We start from the raw sequence: 14,340 nt of genomic DNA, 5'->3' as shown, positions 1-14,340 counted from the left end.
ATGGACGACACAAAATCGGCCAAGACCTGGCTTCGCATCTTCGCCGCGGGCTACCTGGTGTGCTGCGCACTCCTGCTGGTCAGCCTCTTCACGCCCATTCCCTACGGCGACCTGACGCGCATCGGCCGCATCTCGGAGCGCGAGTTCGGCTGGCACACGCCGCCGCCGCCCATCCCCGACGCCGACGTCAAGACCTGGCCGATCAACGAATCCGACGTCCTGGTCATCGGCGACAGCTTCTCCGTGCGCTACGCCTGGCAGGCGTCGCTCGTGGGCGCCGGCTACAAGGTGACGACCACCCATTGGGACAACCTCAACGGCGCGCTGTGCGAGGACTTCCCGGGCTGGCTCCAGAAGTCCGGCTTCAAGGGCAAGGTCGTCATCGTCGAGAGCATCGAGCGCCTGCTCGAGGACCGTATGAAGAAGTCCGAGGGCTGCAAGACCATGAAGCACGCCTTCAAGCCGACGCCGCCGCCCTTCGAGAACCCGGCCAGGCCCGCGCCCGGCTTCCAGCTCAACTGGGATGCCCAGTTGCTCAGCGGCTGGTTCACGTACCACAACACCAAGGCCATCCTGCGCTCCGACAATTGGACCAACACGCCCGAGCGCTGGGGTCCGCTGATCGACTCGCGCGTGGTGCCCGACGGCTGCAAGCAGTTCAGCCACCACGCCTGCAACAAGCTGCTGGTGACGGCCGAAGACCGCGTCAACGATGCGCTGTCGCCCGAGTCGGCGCGCTTCATGAAGAGCTTCGAGACCACCGCCGCGCCCTACAAGGTCGTGTGGATGGTCGTGCCCAACAAGAGCACGGTGTATTTGCAACAAAACCATGCCGACGCGTTCAGGGCCGTGTTCAACCCGCAGAATGTCGGGCCGGACCTGTTCGAACTTGCCGAGCAGAATCGCTTCAAGATGATGGATCTTTTCCCCGCGAACGAGACCCACGTCTCGACCCGGGGTTACATTCTTTTCGGTCAGCGTATGCTGGAGGCTGTACGCCAGGTGCTGCCCGCCCCGGCTGCCAAATCGCAATGAGCGCAACAAGCTCGAACCTGACGTGAAAAACCGATACGCGTGATCCTCTACGAGTACCCCTTCAACGAGCGCATCCGCACGTACCTGCGGCTGGAGCACCTGTTTCGCCGCCTCGGCGAGCTGGTGCCCTCCGAATCGCCGCTGTCCCATCACTACGCCCTGATCACGATCTTCGAGATCATGGACGTCGCCGCGCGCGCCGACCTGAAGGCCGACGTACTGCGCGACCTCGACAAGCACAAGAACGTCTTCAACAGCTACCGCGGCAATCCGGCGATCGCCGAGGCCGTGCTCGACCAGGTCGTCGGCCAGCTCGAACGCAACTTCACCACGCTCAACGGCGTGGCGGGCAAGGCCGGCCAGGCGTTGACGGAGAACGAGTGGCTCATGAGCATCCGCAGCCGCGCCGGCATTCCGGGCGGCACCTGCGAGTTCGATCTGCCTGCCTACTACGCCTGGCAGCACCGCCCCGCACCCAACCGCCGCGCGGACTTGGAGCGCTGGTCGAACACCCTCTCCCCGCTGGCCTCGTCGATCTACCTGCTGCTCAAGCTGCTGCGCGACACCGACGTGCCCTACAAGGTCATCGCCACCCACGGCCAGTTCCAGCAGAACCTGCCGCAGGGCCGCAGCTTCCAGCTGCTGCGCCTGCGCATCGATCCCAAGCTGGGGTTGATTCCTGAAATCAGCGGCAACCGTCTCATGGTGTCCGTGCGCCTCATGCGCCACGACAAGGACGACCGCCTGCACCAAAGCTCGGACGACGCGCCCTTCGAGCTGACCCTCTGCGCATGACCGCGGTGAACGACAAGGGCGAGCGGATCGTTCGCTGCCCCTCGTGCGGCGGCGACAGCATCTACGCACCTAGCAATGCCTACCGGCCGTTCTGCAGCGCGCGCTGCAAGGGCATCGACCTGGGGGCCTGGGCGAGCGAAGAATTCCGCATGCCGGCCGAGGCTCCGCCCGACGACGAGCCGTTCGGCGATCCCAAGATTCAATAGTCGATCGAGCGGCCCACGGCCGCGCCACGCAGGCTACTTGCCGCCCGCGTCCTCGTCCAGCAGTGCCGGATCCATGTAGGTCGCGAAGCTGCGCGCATAGCGCGGCCGGAGGTGACCGATGTCCTTGTACGCCGGCGAACCGTCGTCCGGCATGCTGCGCAGGCACTGGCCGTTCGCGCACAAGCTGGCGAAAGGCGCGATCACCTGCGCCCCGTTGGCCTCGGCCACGGCCTTCAACCTCGCGTTGAACTGCGCCTGGTCTTCCGGCATCGGGGCCTTGAGCTGCCCGCTCTCGGCGGTCATGCCGCCAAGGCGGCTGCCCTGGATCTGCTTGAGCGGATCGAAGTCCATGCCGACCGGGTTGCCCAGCACCAGGTAGACCTTCTTGTGCGCCGACAGCCGCTTCAGCACCTCGCCCAGCGACTGCAGCGACAGGTCGATGCCGTCGCCCTTGAGGAACGGGTGCACGGCCTTCTTCTCGTCGACGAAGTAGTTCACCGTGGGCCCGGCGCCGGTGAAGTAGCAACTCCAGCAGGCCCCGATCACCACCGAATCGACTTCCGGCTTGAGCGCCAGGTCGAGCACCGCTGCGCGCCGCTCGTCGCACGACGTGTCGGCGCCGCTGAACAGGCCCGGCACCGGCGGGCAGGAGCCCTTGGTCGCGAAGTACACGGTGCGCGCCTTGCCGGGCTGCGTGCGCTGCAGCTCGAGCGCGCGCGGCGCGTACTGCTCGACGTGGCTGTCGCCGATCAACAGCACGTTGTGCTTGCCGTTGCCCGCGCGGTAGACGAACTGGTCGCCCAGCGCGGCTTCTTCGAAGCCGTCGTAGTAGTTGTCCTCGCGCGTGGCATCTGCCACGGCCTGCAAGGCCTGGCTGTCGTTGCGCGGCAGCGGCGTGCCCAGGAACACCACCACGCCAGCCAGCGCCAGCGCAGCGCCGCTGGCCGCCAGCCCGCGCAGCATGCCCTGCGACAGATGCAGCTTCACGAAGCGCTCCAGGAAACGGTACGTGGCCCACGCCAGCACGATCGCCGCCACCACCATCGCGATGCGCACCTGCAGCGAAGGCTCCCCGCCCGCGACGATGCGCGCATACGAAAGCAGCGGCCAGTGCCACAGGTACAGCGGGTAGCTGATGAGGCCGATCCACACCATCGCCCGGTTCGACAGCAGGTACTTGTTCAGCACGCCGTTCGGCCCCGCGGCAATGCAGCTCACCGCGCCCAGCACCGGCAGCAGCGCCCACCAGCCCGGAAAGGCCTTGGTGCTGCGCGTCATGAACAGGCCCAGCACGATCAGGCCCACGCCGACGATGGACTGCACATGCTTCGTCCAGGGCCGCGGATCCGTCGAGCCCGACGCCGCGCCCGTTGCGTTCGCGGCCTGCAGGCGCATAGCCGCCAGCAACCCGCCGGCCATCAGCTCCCACGCGCGCGACAGCGGCGAATAGAACGCCGCCGCGCGGTGCGGCTGCACCGTGACCACGTTGACCAGGAAAGAGACGATGGCCACCGCCAGCGTCAGCCGCAGGATCGGCCAGCGCTTGCGCCACGCGAGCCCCAGCAGCAAAGGCCAGAAGATGTAGAACTGCTCCTCGATCCCCAGCGACCACAGGTGCAGCAGCGGCTTGGTCTCGGCCGTGGCGTCGAAGTAGCCCGCTTCGCCGAGGAACACCAGGTTGGCGAAGAACGCGGCACCGCCCGTGGTCTGCTTGCCGAGCTGCGAGAACTCGCCCGGCAGCAGCACGTACCAGCCGAATGCCAGCGTGGCGAGCAGCACCAGCACCAGCGCGGGAAAGATGCGCCGGATGCGCCGCGCATAGAAGTCGCGGTAAGTGAAATCGCCGGCCGCGAGGCTCTGCAGAAGGATGGTCGTGATCAGGAAACCCGAGATCACGAAGAAGATGTCGACCCCGATGAAACCGCCGGGCAACAGGCTCGGAAAGGCGTGGTACGCCAGCACCGAGCCCACCGCGATGGCGCGCAGGCCGTCAATGTCCGGGCGGTACTTGGGATGCATCGTTCACGCGGCGCGCTCAGCGCGAAGGTTTCTGCGGCTCGGCCGTGGCGGGCGCGGTGCGCACCGTGCGGTCGAAGTAGCTCGCCTCTTCCCGGGTGTAGCGCGGACGCAGATGGTCGCCGTCCTTGTAGGCGGGTGAGCCGTCGGGCAGCGTGAGCAGGCACTGGTCGTTCTTGCACAGCACCGCCATCGCGTCGATCGGCTCCGCCCCGCTCGCCTCGGCGATGGCGCGCAGCCGGTCGTTGAGCTGCTTCTGGTCGGCCGGCAGCGGCGTCGTCGGCGTCGAGGTCATGGCTTCCATGTGCGTCAGGCGGCTGCCTTCGATCAGGCGCTTGGGCGAGAACTTGTCGCCGCCGGGGTTGTCGAGCAGCAGGTAGACCTTCTTGTGCCGTGCGAGTTCGCGCAGCGTGAACTCCAGCGAGGCCAGCGAACGCTCGATGCCGTCGCCGTTCTGGAACGGATGGACCTTCTTGTCGGCATCGCGGAAGTAGTACTCCAGCGCGCCGTGCCCGACGAAGTAGCAGTTCCAGCAACCGCCGATCACCACCGAGTCGATCTCGGGCCCCATCGCATAGGCCAGCATGGCGTCACGCCGCTCGGCGCAGCCGATGTTCTTGTCCGCATGGACGCCCGGCACCGCGGGGCACGCGCCCTGGGTCGCGAACCAGGCCGACTTGTCCTGCATCGACAGCGAGCGGGCCAGCTCCATCACACGCGGCGCGTACTGCTGCACGTGGCTGTCGCCCAGGAACAGCACGCGCTTGGGCCCGCCGCCGACCTTGTAGATCAGCTGCTCGCCGATCTGGTCGAGCTTGAAGCCCTCGTAGTAGCCGGCGTCCAGCGTGGCGTTGGCCACGATCTGCAGTTGGGCATTGTTGTTGCGAGGCTGGGGCACGCCGAGGAAGATCGCGACGCCGGCCGCCGCCAGCAGCACCATGCCCACGGCCAGTGCCTTGAGCGTGCCCGGGCCGGGCCGGTTGCGCGCGTAACGCTCGACGAAGCGGTAGGTCGCCCAGGCGAGCAGCACGCTCGCCACCATCGCGCCCGCACGGTAGACCGGCGACGGGTGCAGCGGGTCGGCTTCCACGATGCGCACGAACGCCAGCAGCGGCCAGTGCCACAGGTACAGCGGATAGCTGATGAGCCCGATCCACACCATCACCCGGTTCGACAGCAGGTACTTGTTCAGCACGCCATTCGGCCCCGCGGCAATGCAGCTCACCGCGCCCAGCGTGGGCAGCAGCGCCCACCAGCCCGGGAACGCCTTGTTGCTGCGGATCATTACCAGCCCGAGCACGATCAGCCCGACGCCCAGCACCGACTGCACATGGCTGCGCCACACGTTGGGCGTGGGCGGCCGCAACCGCATGCACGCCAGGATGCCGCCCACCATCAGCTCCCAGAAACGGGAAGCCGGCGAGTAGAACGACGCGGCCGGCAGCGGGTGCACCGTGGCCACGTTGACCGCCAGAGACACCGCCGCCACCGCCAGCACCACGCGCACGATCGGCCAGCGCTTGCGCCAGGCGAGCCCCAGCAGCAGCGGCCAGAAGATGTAGAACTGCTCCTCGATGCCCAGCGACCAAAGGTGCAGCAGCGGCTTGGTTTCGGCGGCCGTGTCGAAGTAGCCCGACTCGCTCCAGAACAGCAGGTTGGCGACGAACGCCGAGCCGCCCACGGTCTGCTTGCCGAGCTCGGCGAACTCGTCGGACAGCAGCAGGTACCAGCCGGCGAGCAGCGTCGCCAGCAGCACCACGGTCAGCGCCGGGAAGATCCGCCGGATGCGCCGTGCATAGAAGTCGCGGTAGGTGAAGTCGCCCGCCGCGAGGCTCTGCAGGATGATGGTCGTGATCAGGAACCCCGAGATCACGAAGAAGATGTCGACCCCGATGAAGCCGCCCATCAGCGCCGAGGGGAAGGCGTGATACACCAGCACGGAGGCCACCGCGATCGCGCGCAGCCCATCGATGTCCGGGCGGTACTTGGGATGCATCAATCAGGCGGCCGGCGTGACAACCGGCGGCGCCTCGAACGGCAGGCCGCGCTCTTCGCACAGCCACTGCAGCACCGGGAACGCGCCCGGCAACACCGGCGTCACGTCCAGCGGCAACTGCTGCCAGGCCATCTGCTGGCCTTCGCGCATCTCGAACTCGCCGGTCCACGCCGTCACCTTGCACCAGTGCAGGCGCACCAGCGCATGCGGGTAGTCGTGCTCGGTGACCTTCCAGACCTCCGCACCCTCGATGGTGATGCCGAGCTCTTCGTGCAGCTCGCGCCGCAGCGCCTGCTCGACCGTTTCACCCGCCTCGATCTTGCCGCCGGGAAACTCCCAGAAGCCCGCATAGGCCTTGCCTTCGGGCCGGGTCGAGAGCAGCAGCGCGTCGTCCGACAGGCGGATCAACACGCCGACCGCCACCTCGGTGTGCTTGCGAGGCTCGCTCACGCGGCACCCCGCCCTGCGTCCCGTCCCGCGTAGTCGCGCGCGAACTGGTAGGCCACGCGGCCGCTGCGCGAACCGCGCTCCAGCGCCCACACCAGCGCCTCGGGCCGCGCGGCCTCGATGGCGGCCGGTGTCACGCCGAAGGACGACAGCCACTGGGCCACGATCGTCAGGTACTCGTTCTGGCTGAACGGGTAGAAGCTCACCCAGAGGCCGAAGCGCTCCGACAGCGAGATCTTTTCCTCGATCACTTCACCGGGGTGGACTTCGCCGTCCTCGGTGTGGGTGTACGAGAGGTTGTCCTTCATGTACTCGGGCAGCAGGTGGCGCCGGTTGCTGGTCGCGTAGATCAGCACGTTGGGCGTCGACGCGGCAATCGATCCGTCCAGGATCGACTTCAGCGCCTTGTAGCCCGGCTCGCCCTCGTCGAAGCTCAGGTCGTCGCTGAACACGATGAACTTCTCGGGCCGCTGCGAGACCACCTCGACGATGTCGGGCAGGTCCACCAGCTCGGCCTTGTCCACCTCGATCAGGCGCAGGCCCTGCGGCGCATAGGTCTGCAGGCAGGCGCGAATGAGCGACGACTTGCCGGTACCGCGTGCGCCCGTCAGCAGCACGTTGTTGGCGGGCTTGCCTTCGACGAACTGCTGCGTGTTGCGCGCGATCTTTTCCTTCTGAGCGTCGATTTCCTTCAGCGAATCGAGCGACATCGCGGCCACATGCTTCACCGGCTCGAGCACGCCGTGGCCCGAGTTGCGGCGGCGGTAGCGCCAGGCGATGGAGGCGTTCCAGTCGGCGGGCGCGGCCAGCGGCTGCGGAAGGACCGATTCGATGCGGGAAATGAGCTGCTCGGCGCGCTCGATCAGCCTTTGGAACTGCTCATTCATGACCGGTAATCGGCATTGATCGTCACGTAGTCGTGGCTGAAGTCGCAGGTCCACACGGTTTCGCTGGCGTTGCCGCGGCCCAGGCCGATGCGCACGGTGATTTCGCTCTGCTTCATCACGCGCTGGCCGTCTTCCTCGCGGTACGACGGGTTGCGCCCGCCCTTGACCGCCACGTGCACGTCGTCCAGGAACAGGTCGATGCCGGTCTGGTCGAGGTCGGCGATGCCCGCATAGCCCACGGCCGCCAGGATGCGGCCCAGGTTCGGGTCGCTGGCGTAGAAGGCCGTCTTGACCAGCGGCGAATGCGCCACGGCATAGGCCACCTGCTTGCATTCGGCAGCGTCCTTGCCGCCGTCGACCTGCACGGTGATGAACTTGGTCGCGCCCTCGCCGTCACGCACGATGGCCTGCGCCAGCTGGCGGGCCACGTTCTGCATGGCGGCCACGAGCGCCTGGCCGTCGGCCGAGTCGAGCGAGGTGATGGTGGCTTGCGATGCCTTCTGCGTGGCGATGACCACGAACGAGTCGTTGGTCGAGGTGTCGCCGTCGATGGTCACGCGGTTGAACGACGCATCGGCCAGCAGCTTGGCCAGCGGCTGGATCAGCGCGGCGTCGATCTTCGCGTCGGTGGCCATGAAGCCCAGCATGGTCGCCATGTTCGGGCGGATCATGCCGGCGCCCTTGCTGATGCCGGTGACGGTGACCGTGGCGCCGCCGACCTGCACCCGCTGGCTGAACGCCTTGGGGATCGTGTCGGTGGTCATGATGCCTTCGGCCGCGCGCGCCCAGTGGTCGGCGCCGGCGTCGGCCAGCGCGGCCGGCAGGCCCGCTTCGATGCGGTCCACGGGCAGCGGCTCCATGATCACGCCGGTGGAGAACGGCAGGATCTGCTCGGGCGCGATCTCCAGGTGGCGTGCCAGCGCGATGCAGGTGGCGCGCGTGCGCATCAGGCCGTCTTCGCCCGTGCCGGCATTGGCGTTGCCGGTGTTGATCACCATCGCGCGAATGCCGAAGTTCGAGGCCAGGTGGTCGCGGCAGACCTGCACCGGCGCGGCGCAGAAACGGTTCTGGGTGAACACGCCGCCGACCGCGGAGCCTTCGTCGATCAGCACGACGGTCAGGTCCTTGCGGTTGGCCTTGCGCACGCCCGCTTCGGCCACGCCGATGCGAACGCCGGGCACCGCGAACAAGGCGGCGGGATCAGGGGCAGACAGGTTCACGGGCATGGCAGTTATTCCTTCTTGCGCATCAGTTTTGCATCGGTACCAAGGACCCCCACGGTCCTCGCCGGGAATACCGCGCAACCGGCTTTGCCGGGCCGCTGGTATCGCCCCCGGCGAGGGGGAAGGAGGTCACACGAAGTGGACAAGCCTGGGGGAGAGTCCGTTGCTCAGCTCAGCTTGCCGTGGCACTGCTTGAACTTCTTGCCGCTGCCGCAGGGGCACGGGTCGTTGCGCCCGACACGGCCGAAGGCCGCGGCCTCGGCGCTGATGGCGCCCGCACCGGCGAACGCCGCGCGGCGCTGGCTTTCCTCGTCGACGCGCACCTCGACCTCGCCGGTCTCGGTCGGCGCGCTGTAGGTGATGTTGGCAACGTTCTCGCCGCGGCTTTCCAGCGCTTCGGCGGCTTCCTCGAGCTGTTCGCCCGACTGCACGCGCACCGTCATCAGCTGGCGGGTGACTTCGTTCTTGACCGAGTCGAGCAGCTGGCCGAAGAGCTCGAAGGCTTCGCGCTTGTATTCCTGCTTGGGCTGCTTCTGCGCATAGCCGCGCAGGTGGATGCCCTGGCGCAGGTAGTCGAGCGAGGCCAGGTGTTCGCGCCAGTGGGTGTCGATGCTCTGCAGCAGCACCATGCGCTCGAACTGCGTGAAGTTCTCCTGGCCGATCAGCGCCACCTTGGCGTCGAAGTTCTCGTTCGCATTGGCGAGCACCTTCTCGACGATGTCCTCGTCGGCCACGGCGTCGGAGGCTTCCACGTCCTTCTGCAGGGGCATGTCGATGCCCCATTCGTTGGACAGGCTCTTCTCCAGGCCGGCCAGGTCCCACTGCTCCTCGACCGACTCGCTGGGCACGTACTGGCGCACCAGGTCGGTGAAGCAGCCTTCGCGCAGCGCCGCGATCTGCGCCGTGAGGTCGCCCGCGTCGAGGATGTCGTTGCGCTGCTGGTAGATCACCTTGCGCTGGTCGTTGGACACGTCGTCGTACTCGAGCAGCTGCTTGCGGATGTCGAAGTTGCGCGCCTCGACCTTGCGCTGCGCGCTCTCGATGCTGCGCGTGACGATGCCGGCCTCGATGGCTTCGCCGTCGGGCATCTTCAGGCGGTCCATGATCGCCTTCACGCGGTCGCCCGCGAAGATGCGCATCAGCGGATCGTCCAGGCTCAGGTAGAAGCGCGAGGAGCCCGGGTCGCCCTGGCGGCCCGAACGCCCGCGCAGCTGGTTGTCGATGCGGCGCGATTCGTGGCGCTCGGTCGCGATGATGCGCAGGCCGCCCAGCGACTTCACGAACTCGTGGTCCTTGGTCCATTCGGCGCGGATGTGCGCGATGTCCGCTTCCTTGGCGGCCGCGTCGCGGCCTTCGTCGTTCTCGACCGCCTCGATCATCTTCTCGATGTTGCCGCCCAGCACGATGTCGGTACCGCGGCCGGCCATGTTGGTCGCGATGGTGATCATCTTCGTGCGGCCGGCCTGCGCCACGATGTCGGCTTCGCGGGCGTGCTGCTTGGCATTGAGCACCTGGTGCGGCAGCCCCGCCTTTTCGAGCAGCGCATCGATGATTTCGGAGTTCTCGATGGACGAGGTGCCCACCAGCACCGGCTGGCCGCGCTCGTAGCACTCGCGAATGTCCTGGATCGCCGCTTCGTACTTCTCGCGCGTCGTCTTGTAGACGCGGTCGAGCTGGTCGTCGCGCTTGCTGATGCGGTTCGGCGGAATGATCATGGTCTCCAGACCATAGATTTCCTGGAACTCGTAGGCTTCGGTGTCGGCCGTGCCGGTCATGCCGGCCAGCTTGCCGTACAGGCGGAAGTAGTTCTGGAAGGTGATCGAGGCCAGCGTCTGGTTCTCGGCCTGGATCTCCACGCCTTCCTTGGCTTCCACGGCCTGGTGCAGGCCGTCGCTCCAGCGGCGGCCCGTCATCAGGCGGCCGGTGAACTCGTCGACGATGACCACTTCGCCCTGCTGCACCACGTAGCTCTGGTCGCGGTGGTACAGGTGGCGGGCGCGCAGCGCCGCGTTCAGGTGGTGCATCAGCGTGATGTTGGCCGGGTCGTAGAGCGACGCGCCGTCGGGCAGCAGCTTGAACTCGCCCAGGATGCGCTCGGCGTTCTCGTGGCCGTCTTCGGTCAGGAACACCTGGTGCGTCTTCTCGTCGACCGTGAAGTCGCCGGGCACCGTGACGCCTTCGCCGGTGCGCGGGTCGGCTTCGCCTTCCTGCTTGGTCAGCAGCGGCACCACCTTGTTGATGGCCAGGTAGAGGTCGGTGTGGTCTTCGGCCTGGCCGCTGATGATCAGCGGGGTGCGGGCTTCGTCGATCAGGATCGAGTCCACCTCGTCGACGATCGCGTAGTTCAGCGCGCGCTGGACCCGGTCGCCCGGCTCGTAGACCATGTTGTCGCGCAGGTAGTCGAAGCCGTACTCGTTGTTCGTGCCGTACGTGATGTCGCTGCCGTAGGCCTGCTGCTTTTCCTCGCGCGGCATCTGCGGCAGGTTGATGCCGACCGTCAGGCCCAGGAAGTTGTACAGGCGGCCCATCCAGGTCGCGTCGCGGTTGGCCAGGTAGTCGTTCACCGTGACCACGTGCACGCCCTTGCCGGACAGCGCGTTCAGGTACACCGGCAGCGTGGCGGTCAGCGTCTTGCCTTCGCCGGTGCGCATTTCGGAGATCTTGCCGTTGTGCAGCGCCATGCCGCCCAGCAGCTGGACGTCGAAGTGGCGCATCTTCATGACGCGCTTGGAGCCTTCGCGCACCGTGGCGAAGGCCTCCGGCAGCAGGGCGTCCAGTTCCTCGCCCTTGGCGATGCGGTCCTTGAACTCCTGCGTCTTGGCACGCAGCCCGTCGTCGCTGAGCTTCTCGAACTCGGGTTCGAGCGCATTGATGCGTTCCACCGTCTTGCGATACTGCTTGAGGAGCCGATCGTTGCGACTGCCGAAAATCTGGGTCAGGAAGTTGGTTGCCATGGGTGGAGATGGGCGGGCACCTGAGACGACAGGCACTTCGACCGGATTCCCTAAGATATGGTGAAAGCAGTTGGGCGCGCTTCCCATTAAAGCAAGCGGCCTTTTTTCCGGCGCGAACGTCGGCAAACCGGGCATTTTAGCTGTCTTGTTTCTAACCCCTGGATTACCCATGTATCGCCGACTTCCCCCCGCCATTTCACTGCACGACGCGGCGCAGGGCGCGCCCGCCCTGGGCAGCCTGATGGCGCGGGCGCGGGACACCGCCGAGCGGCTCAAGGCCGTGGAAGGCCTGATTCCACCGGCCATGCGCGCGGCCATCCTGCCCGGCCCGGCCGAGGGCGACGTCTGGTGCCTGCTGGTCAAGGGCAGCGCCGCGGCCGCCAAGCTGCGACAGCTGGCGCCGATGCTGGTCACCCGGCTCAAGAACCGCGGCTGGGACGTGTCGACGATCCGGATCAAGGTGCACACCGGCCGCTGAAAACTTCGGATTCGTCTTATTTTTGATTTTTCGTCTGGAATTGGATAATATTTCCAGATGACACCTTCCACCGAGCCCGTTCCCGCGCCGTCGCACGCCCAGCTCCTGCTGCTCGACAAGCACCAGGTCGACGCCCTTCTCTCCCCCGGCGACGTGCAACAGGCCGTGCGCGAGGCCTTCGTGCTGCACAGCGAGCGCGAGGGCCGCGTCTTCCCGGTCGTGCGCGAGCCGCTGCGCACGGGCGGCGTGTTCGGCATCAAGTCCGGCGACGTGCAGGCCCAGGGCCTGCTCGGCTTCAAGGCGGCCGGCTTCTGGCCGGCCAACCGGCAGCGCGGCGGCGAGCCGCACCAGGCCACCATCCTGCTGATCGACCCTTCCACGGGCCGGCCGCTGTGCGTGATCGACGGCAACACGGTGACCACCGTGCGCACCGGCGCGGCGGGCGGGCTGGGCCTGCAACAGCTGGCGCGGCCCGGCAGCGCGCGGCTGTGCCTGTTCGGCACTGGCGTGCAGGCGCGCATCCAGCTCGACTTCGCGCTGCGGCTGATTCCCTCGCTGAACGAGGTTCTTTATGTGAGCGCGAGCGGCCAGCGCCAGGCGGACTTCGAAGCCCGCTTCGCCGCCCGCTGCAGCATCGCGCCGGCCACCGACCGCAACGCGGCCGTGGCCCGCAGCGACATCGTCATCACCGCCACGCCGGGCGGCGGCGCGCTCTTCGACCTGGACGCCGTGCAGCCCGGCACGCACCTGAACTGCGTCGGCGCCGACACGCGGGGCAAGCGCGAACTGCCCGACGGCCTGCTGGCCCGCGCGCGCCTCGTCGTGGACGACCGCGTGCAGGCCAGCCAGATCGGCGAGATGCAATGGGCGCCCGACACCGCCTGCGTCGAGCTCGGCGACCTGCTGAGCGGCAAGGCCACCTTCGAGCGGGACGCCAGCGACATCACGGTCTTCGACATGACCGGCCTCGCCCTGCAGGACCTGACCGTGGCGCGCCTGCTGCATGCGCGCGCGGCCGAGACCGGAACGGGCACACGCATCGCGTGGCCCTGGTAGCGCGGCCCAGGTAACGAAGTTCAGGCGGCTTCAGGCTTCGGCGTCGCCACCGAACAGTTCCGTCATGAACTGCGTCGACTTCAACCCGGTGCCGGTCAGCACCGCCACCGTGGTCTCGGCCGGCTTGATGTCGCCGCGCTGCGCCAGCACGTCGATCGCCGCCGCGGCCGACGCGGAGGTCGGCTCCGTGTAGAGCCCGCTGGCCGCCAGCCGGCGCACCGCGGCCGCGATCTGCGCCTCGGTCAGCGCCACGGTGCGGCCGTTCGTCTCGCGCAGCGCCTGCAGGATTTCCATCAGCCGCACCGGCCGCTTGATCGCCGTGCCTTCGGCGATCGTCGGCTGCACGACGCGCTCGACCAGCGTGTCCGCGCCGGCCGTGAAGCTCGCATCGATCGGCGAGCAGTTCAGCGGCTGCGCCACGAAGATGCGCGGGAGCCTGGTGATCTGCCCCGCCGCCAGCAGCTCCTTGAAGCCGATCCAGCAGCCGAGCACGTTGCTGCCCGCGCCGGTCGGAATCACCACGTTGTCGGGCGCCACGAAACCCAGGTCTTCCCACAGCTCGTACGCCAGCGTCTTCGTGCCCTGCAGAAAGAACGGATGCCAGTTGTGGCTGGCGTAGAAGATCGATTCCGACTGCCGCACCGCCTCGTACTCGGACTCCTCGCGCGGCCCCGGCACCAGTTGCACCTCGGCACCGAAGGCCTTGATCTGCGCCACCTTGGGCGCGGGCGTGTAGCTCGGCGCCAGCACCTTCACGCGCACGCCGGCCGCCGCGCCAGCGGCTGCGATGGCCGCGCCGCCATTGCCCGAGCTGTCTTCCAGCACCGCGTCGACGCCGATCTGCCGCAGGAACGACATCATCACCGCCGCGCCGCGGTCCTTGAAGCTGCAGGTCGGGTTGAACCACTCGAGCTTGAAGTGCGGCTCGAAGTCACCCCAGCGCTTCTGCACCAGCGGCGTGCAGCCTTCGCCCATGCTCGCGGGCTGCTCGATGGCCACCGGCAGCGCCGCGCGGTAGCGCCACAGCGAGCGGGTGCGCGAATCGATGTCGGCGCGCCCGATGCCGGGCAGCGGCGTGACCATCATCGGGTTGCCGTCGTCCGAGCGCCAGCGGCGTTCGGAGAGTTCATGGTGCCTGCCGGTGCGGGGATCGACATAGCGTGCGCGTTCGTTCACGGTCATTCGCGGCTCCTGGATCAAATTGGACGAAGTTGGAAATTTTGGATAATACATCCAATATTGGATTT

12 protein-coding genes are annotated in these 14,340 nt (G+C 67.4%); 5 read left to right on the top strand and 7 right to left on the bottom strand.

The window, feature by feature from the left end:
• Genes BM013_RS36810 through BM013_RS36800 form a run of 3 tightly spaced genes read left to right on the top strand, consistent with a single transcriptional unit; the run spans nucleotide 1 to nucleotide 2,036 of the window.
• Nucleotides 1-1,035, top strand: a complete 1,035-nt coding sequence (locus BM013_RS36810; RefSeq protein ID WP_093134827.1) for a hypothetical protein — start codon at nucleotides 1-3, stop codon at nucleotides 1,033-1,035.
• Between the two features lie 39 nt (nucleotides 1,036-1,074).
• Complete coding sequence (gene zapD / locus BM013_RS36805) at nucleotides 1,075-1,830, top strand: cell division protein ZapD (RefSeq protein ID WP_093134824.1); 756 nt, start codon at nucleotides 1,075-1,077, stop codon at nucleotides 1,828-1,830.
• Complete coding sequence (locus tag BM013_RS36800; protein ID WP_093134821.1) at nucleotides 1,827-2,036, top strand: DNA gyrase inhibitor YacG; 210 nt, start codon at nucleotides 1,827-1,829, stop codon at nucleotides 2,034-2,036. Before zapD ends, BM013_RS36800 begins: the two co-directional genes overlap by 4 nt.
• A gap of 33 nt (nucleotides 2,037-2,069) precedes the next feature.
• Here the strand turns inward: BM013_RS36800 and BM013_RS36795 are convergent, their stop codons facing one another.
• The 6 genes from BM013_RS36795 to secA all read right to left on the bottom strand — a co-directional run bounded on the left by BM013_RS36795 (nucleotide 2,070) and on the right by secA (nucleotide 11,559).
• Nucleotides 2,070-4,055 (bottom strand): acyltransferase family protein, encoded by a 1,986-nt coding sequence (locus BM013_RS36795; protein ID WP_093134817.1) that lies wholly within the window; start codon nucleotides 4,053-4,055, stop codon nucleotides 2,070-2,072.
• A 16-nt stretch (nucleotides 4,056-4,071) separates the two neighbouring features.
• Complete coding sequence (locus tag BM013_RS36790) at nucleotides 4,072-6,048, bottom strand: acyltransferase family protein (RefSeq protein WP_093134962.1); 1,977 nt, start codon at nucleotides 6,046-6,048, stop codon at nucleotides 4,072-4,074.
• 3 nt (nucleotides 6,049-6,051) lie between these two features.
• Entirely contained in the window at nucleotides 6,052-6,498 is a 447-nt protein-coding gene (locus BM013_RS36785) for an NUDIX domain-containing protein (RefSeq protein WP_093134814.1), read from the bottom strand.
• The gene (locus tag BM013_RS36780; RefSeq protein WP_093134811.1) at nucleotides 6,495-7,382 is read right to left on the bottom strand and encodes an ATP-binding protein; all 888 of its coding nucleotides are present in this window, start codon (nucleotides 7,380-7,382) and stop codon (nucleotides 6,495-6,497) included. The genes BM013_RS36785 and BM013_RS36780 overlap by 4 nt, the downstream gene beginning before the upstream one ends.
• Nucleotides 7,379-8,608, bottom strand: a complete 1,230-nt coding sequence (gene argJ / locus BM013_RS36775) for a bifunctional glutamate N-acetyltransferase/amino-acid acetyltransferase ArgJ (RefSeq protein ID WP_093134809.1) — start codon at nucleotides 8,606-8,608, stop codon at nucleotides 7,379-7,381. Before argJ ends, BM013_RS36780 begins: the two co-directional genes overlap by 4 nt.
• A 164-nt stretch (nucleotides 8,609-8,772) precedes the next feature.
• Nucleotides 8,773-11,559: a preprotein translocase subunit SecA gene (gene secA, locus BM013_RS36770; protein ID WP_093134806.1), complete on the bottom strand. Its 2,787-nt coding sequence runs from the start codon at nucleotides 11,557-11,559 to the stop codon at nucleotides 8,773-8,775.
• A 169-nt stretch (nucleotides 11,560-11,728) separates the two neighbouring features.
• Here secA and BM013_RS36765 point away from each other — a divergent pair, with 169 nt between their 5' ends.
• Both BM013_RS36765 and BM013_RS36760 read left to right on the top strand, forming a co-directional pair.
• Entirely contained in the window at nucleotides 11,729-12,037 is a 309-nt protein-coding gene (locus BM013_RS36765) for a hypothetical protein (RefSeq protein WP_093134803.1), read from the top strand.
• Nucleotides 12,038-12,094: 57 nt separating this feature from the next.
• Nucleotides 12,095-13,093, top strand: coding sequence for an ornithine cyclodeaminase family protein (locus tag BM013_RS36760; protein ID WP_093134801.1), 999 nt, complete (start codon nucleotides 12,095-12,097; stop codon nucleotides 13,091-13,093).
• A 30-nt stretch (nucleotides 13,094-13,123) separates the two neighbouring features.
• Here the strand turns inward: BM013_RS36760 and BM013_RS36755 are convergent, their stop codons facing one another.
• Complete coding sequence (locus BM013_RS36755; RefSeq protein WP_093134798.1) at nucleotides 13,124-14,275, bottom strand: threonine synthase; 1,152 nt, start codon at nucleotides 14,273-14,275, stop codon at nucleotides 13,124-13,126.
• Between the last annotated feature and the right edge of the window lie 65 nt (nucleotides 14,276-14,340).

Source organism: Variovorax sp. OK605 (assembly GCF_900115445.1).
GTDB lineage: Bacteria > Pseudomonadota > Gammaproteobacteria > Burkholderiales > Burkholderiaceae_C > Variovorax.
Note: the sequence above shows the minus strand (reverse complement) of the source record. Positions and strands in the feature narration are given on the sequence as shown.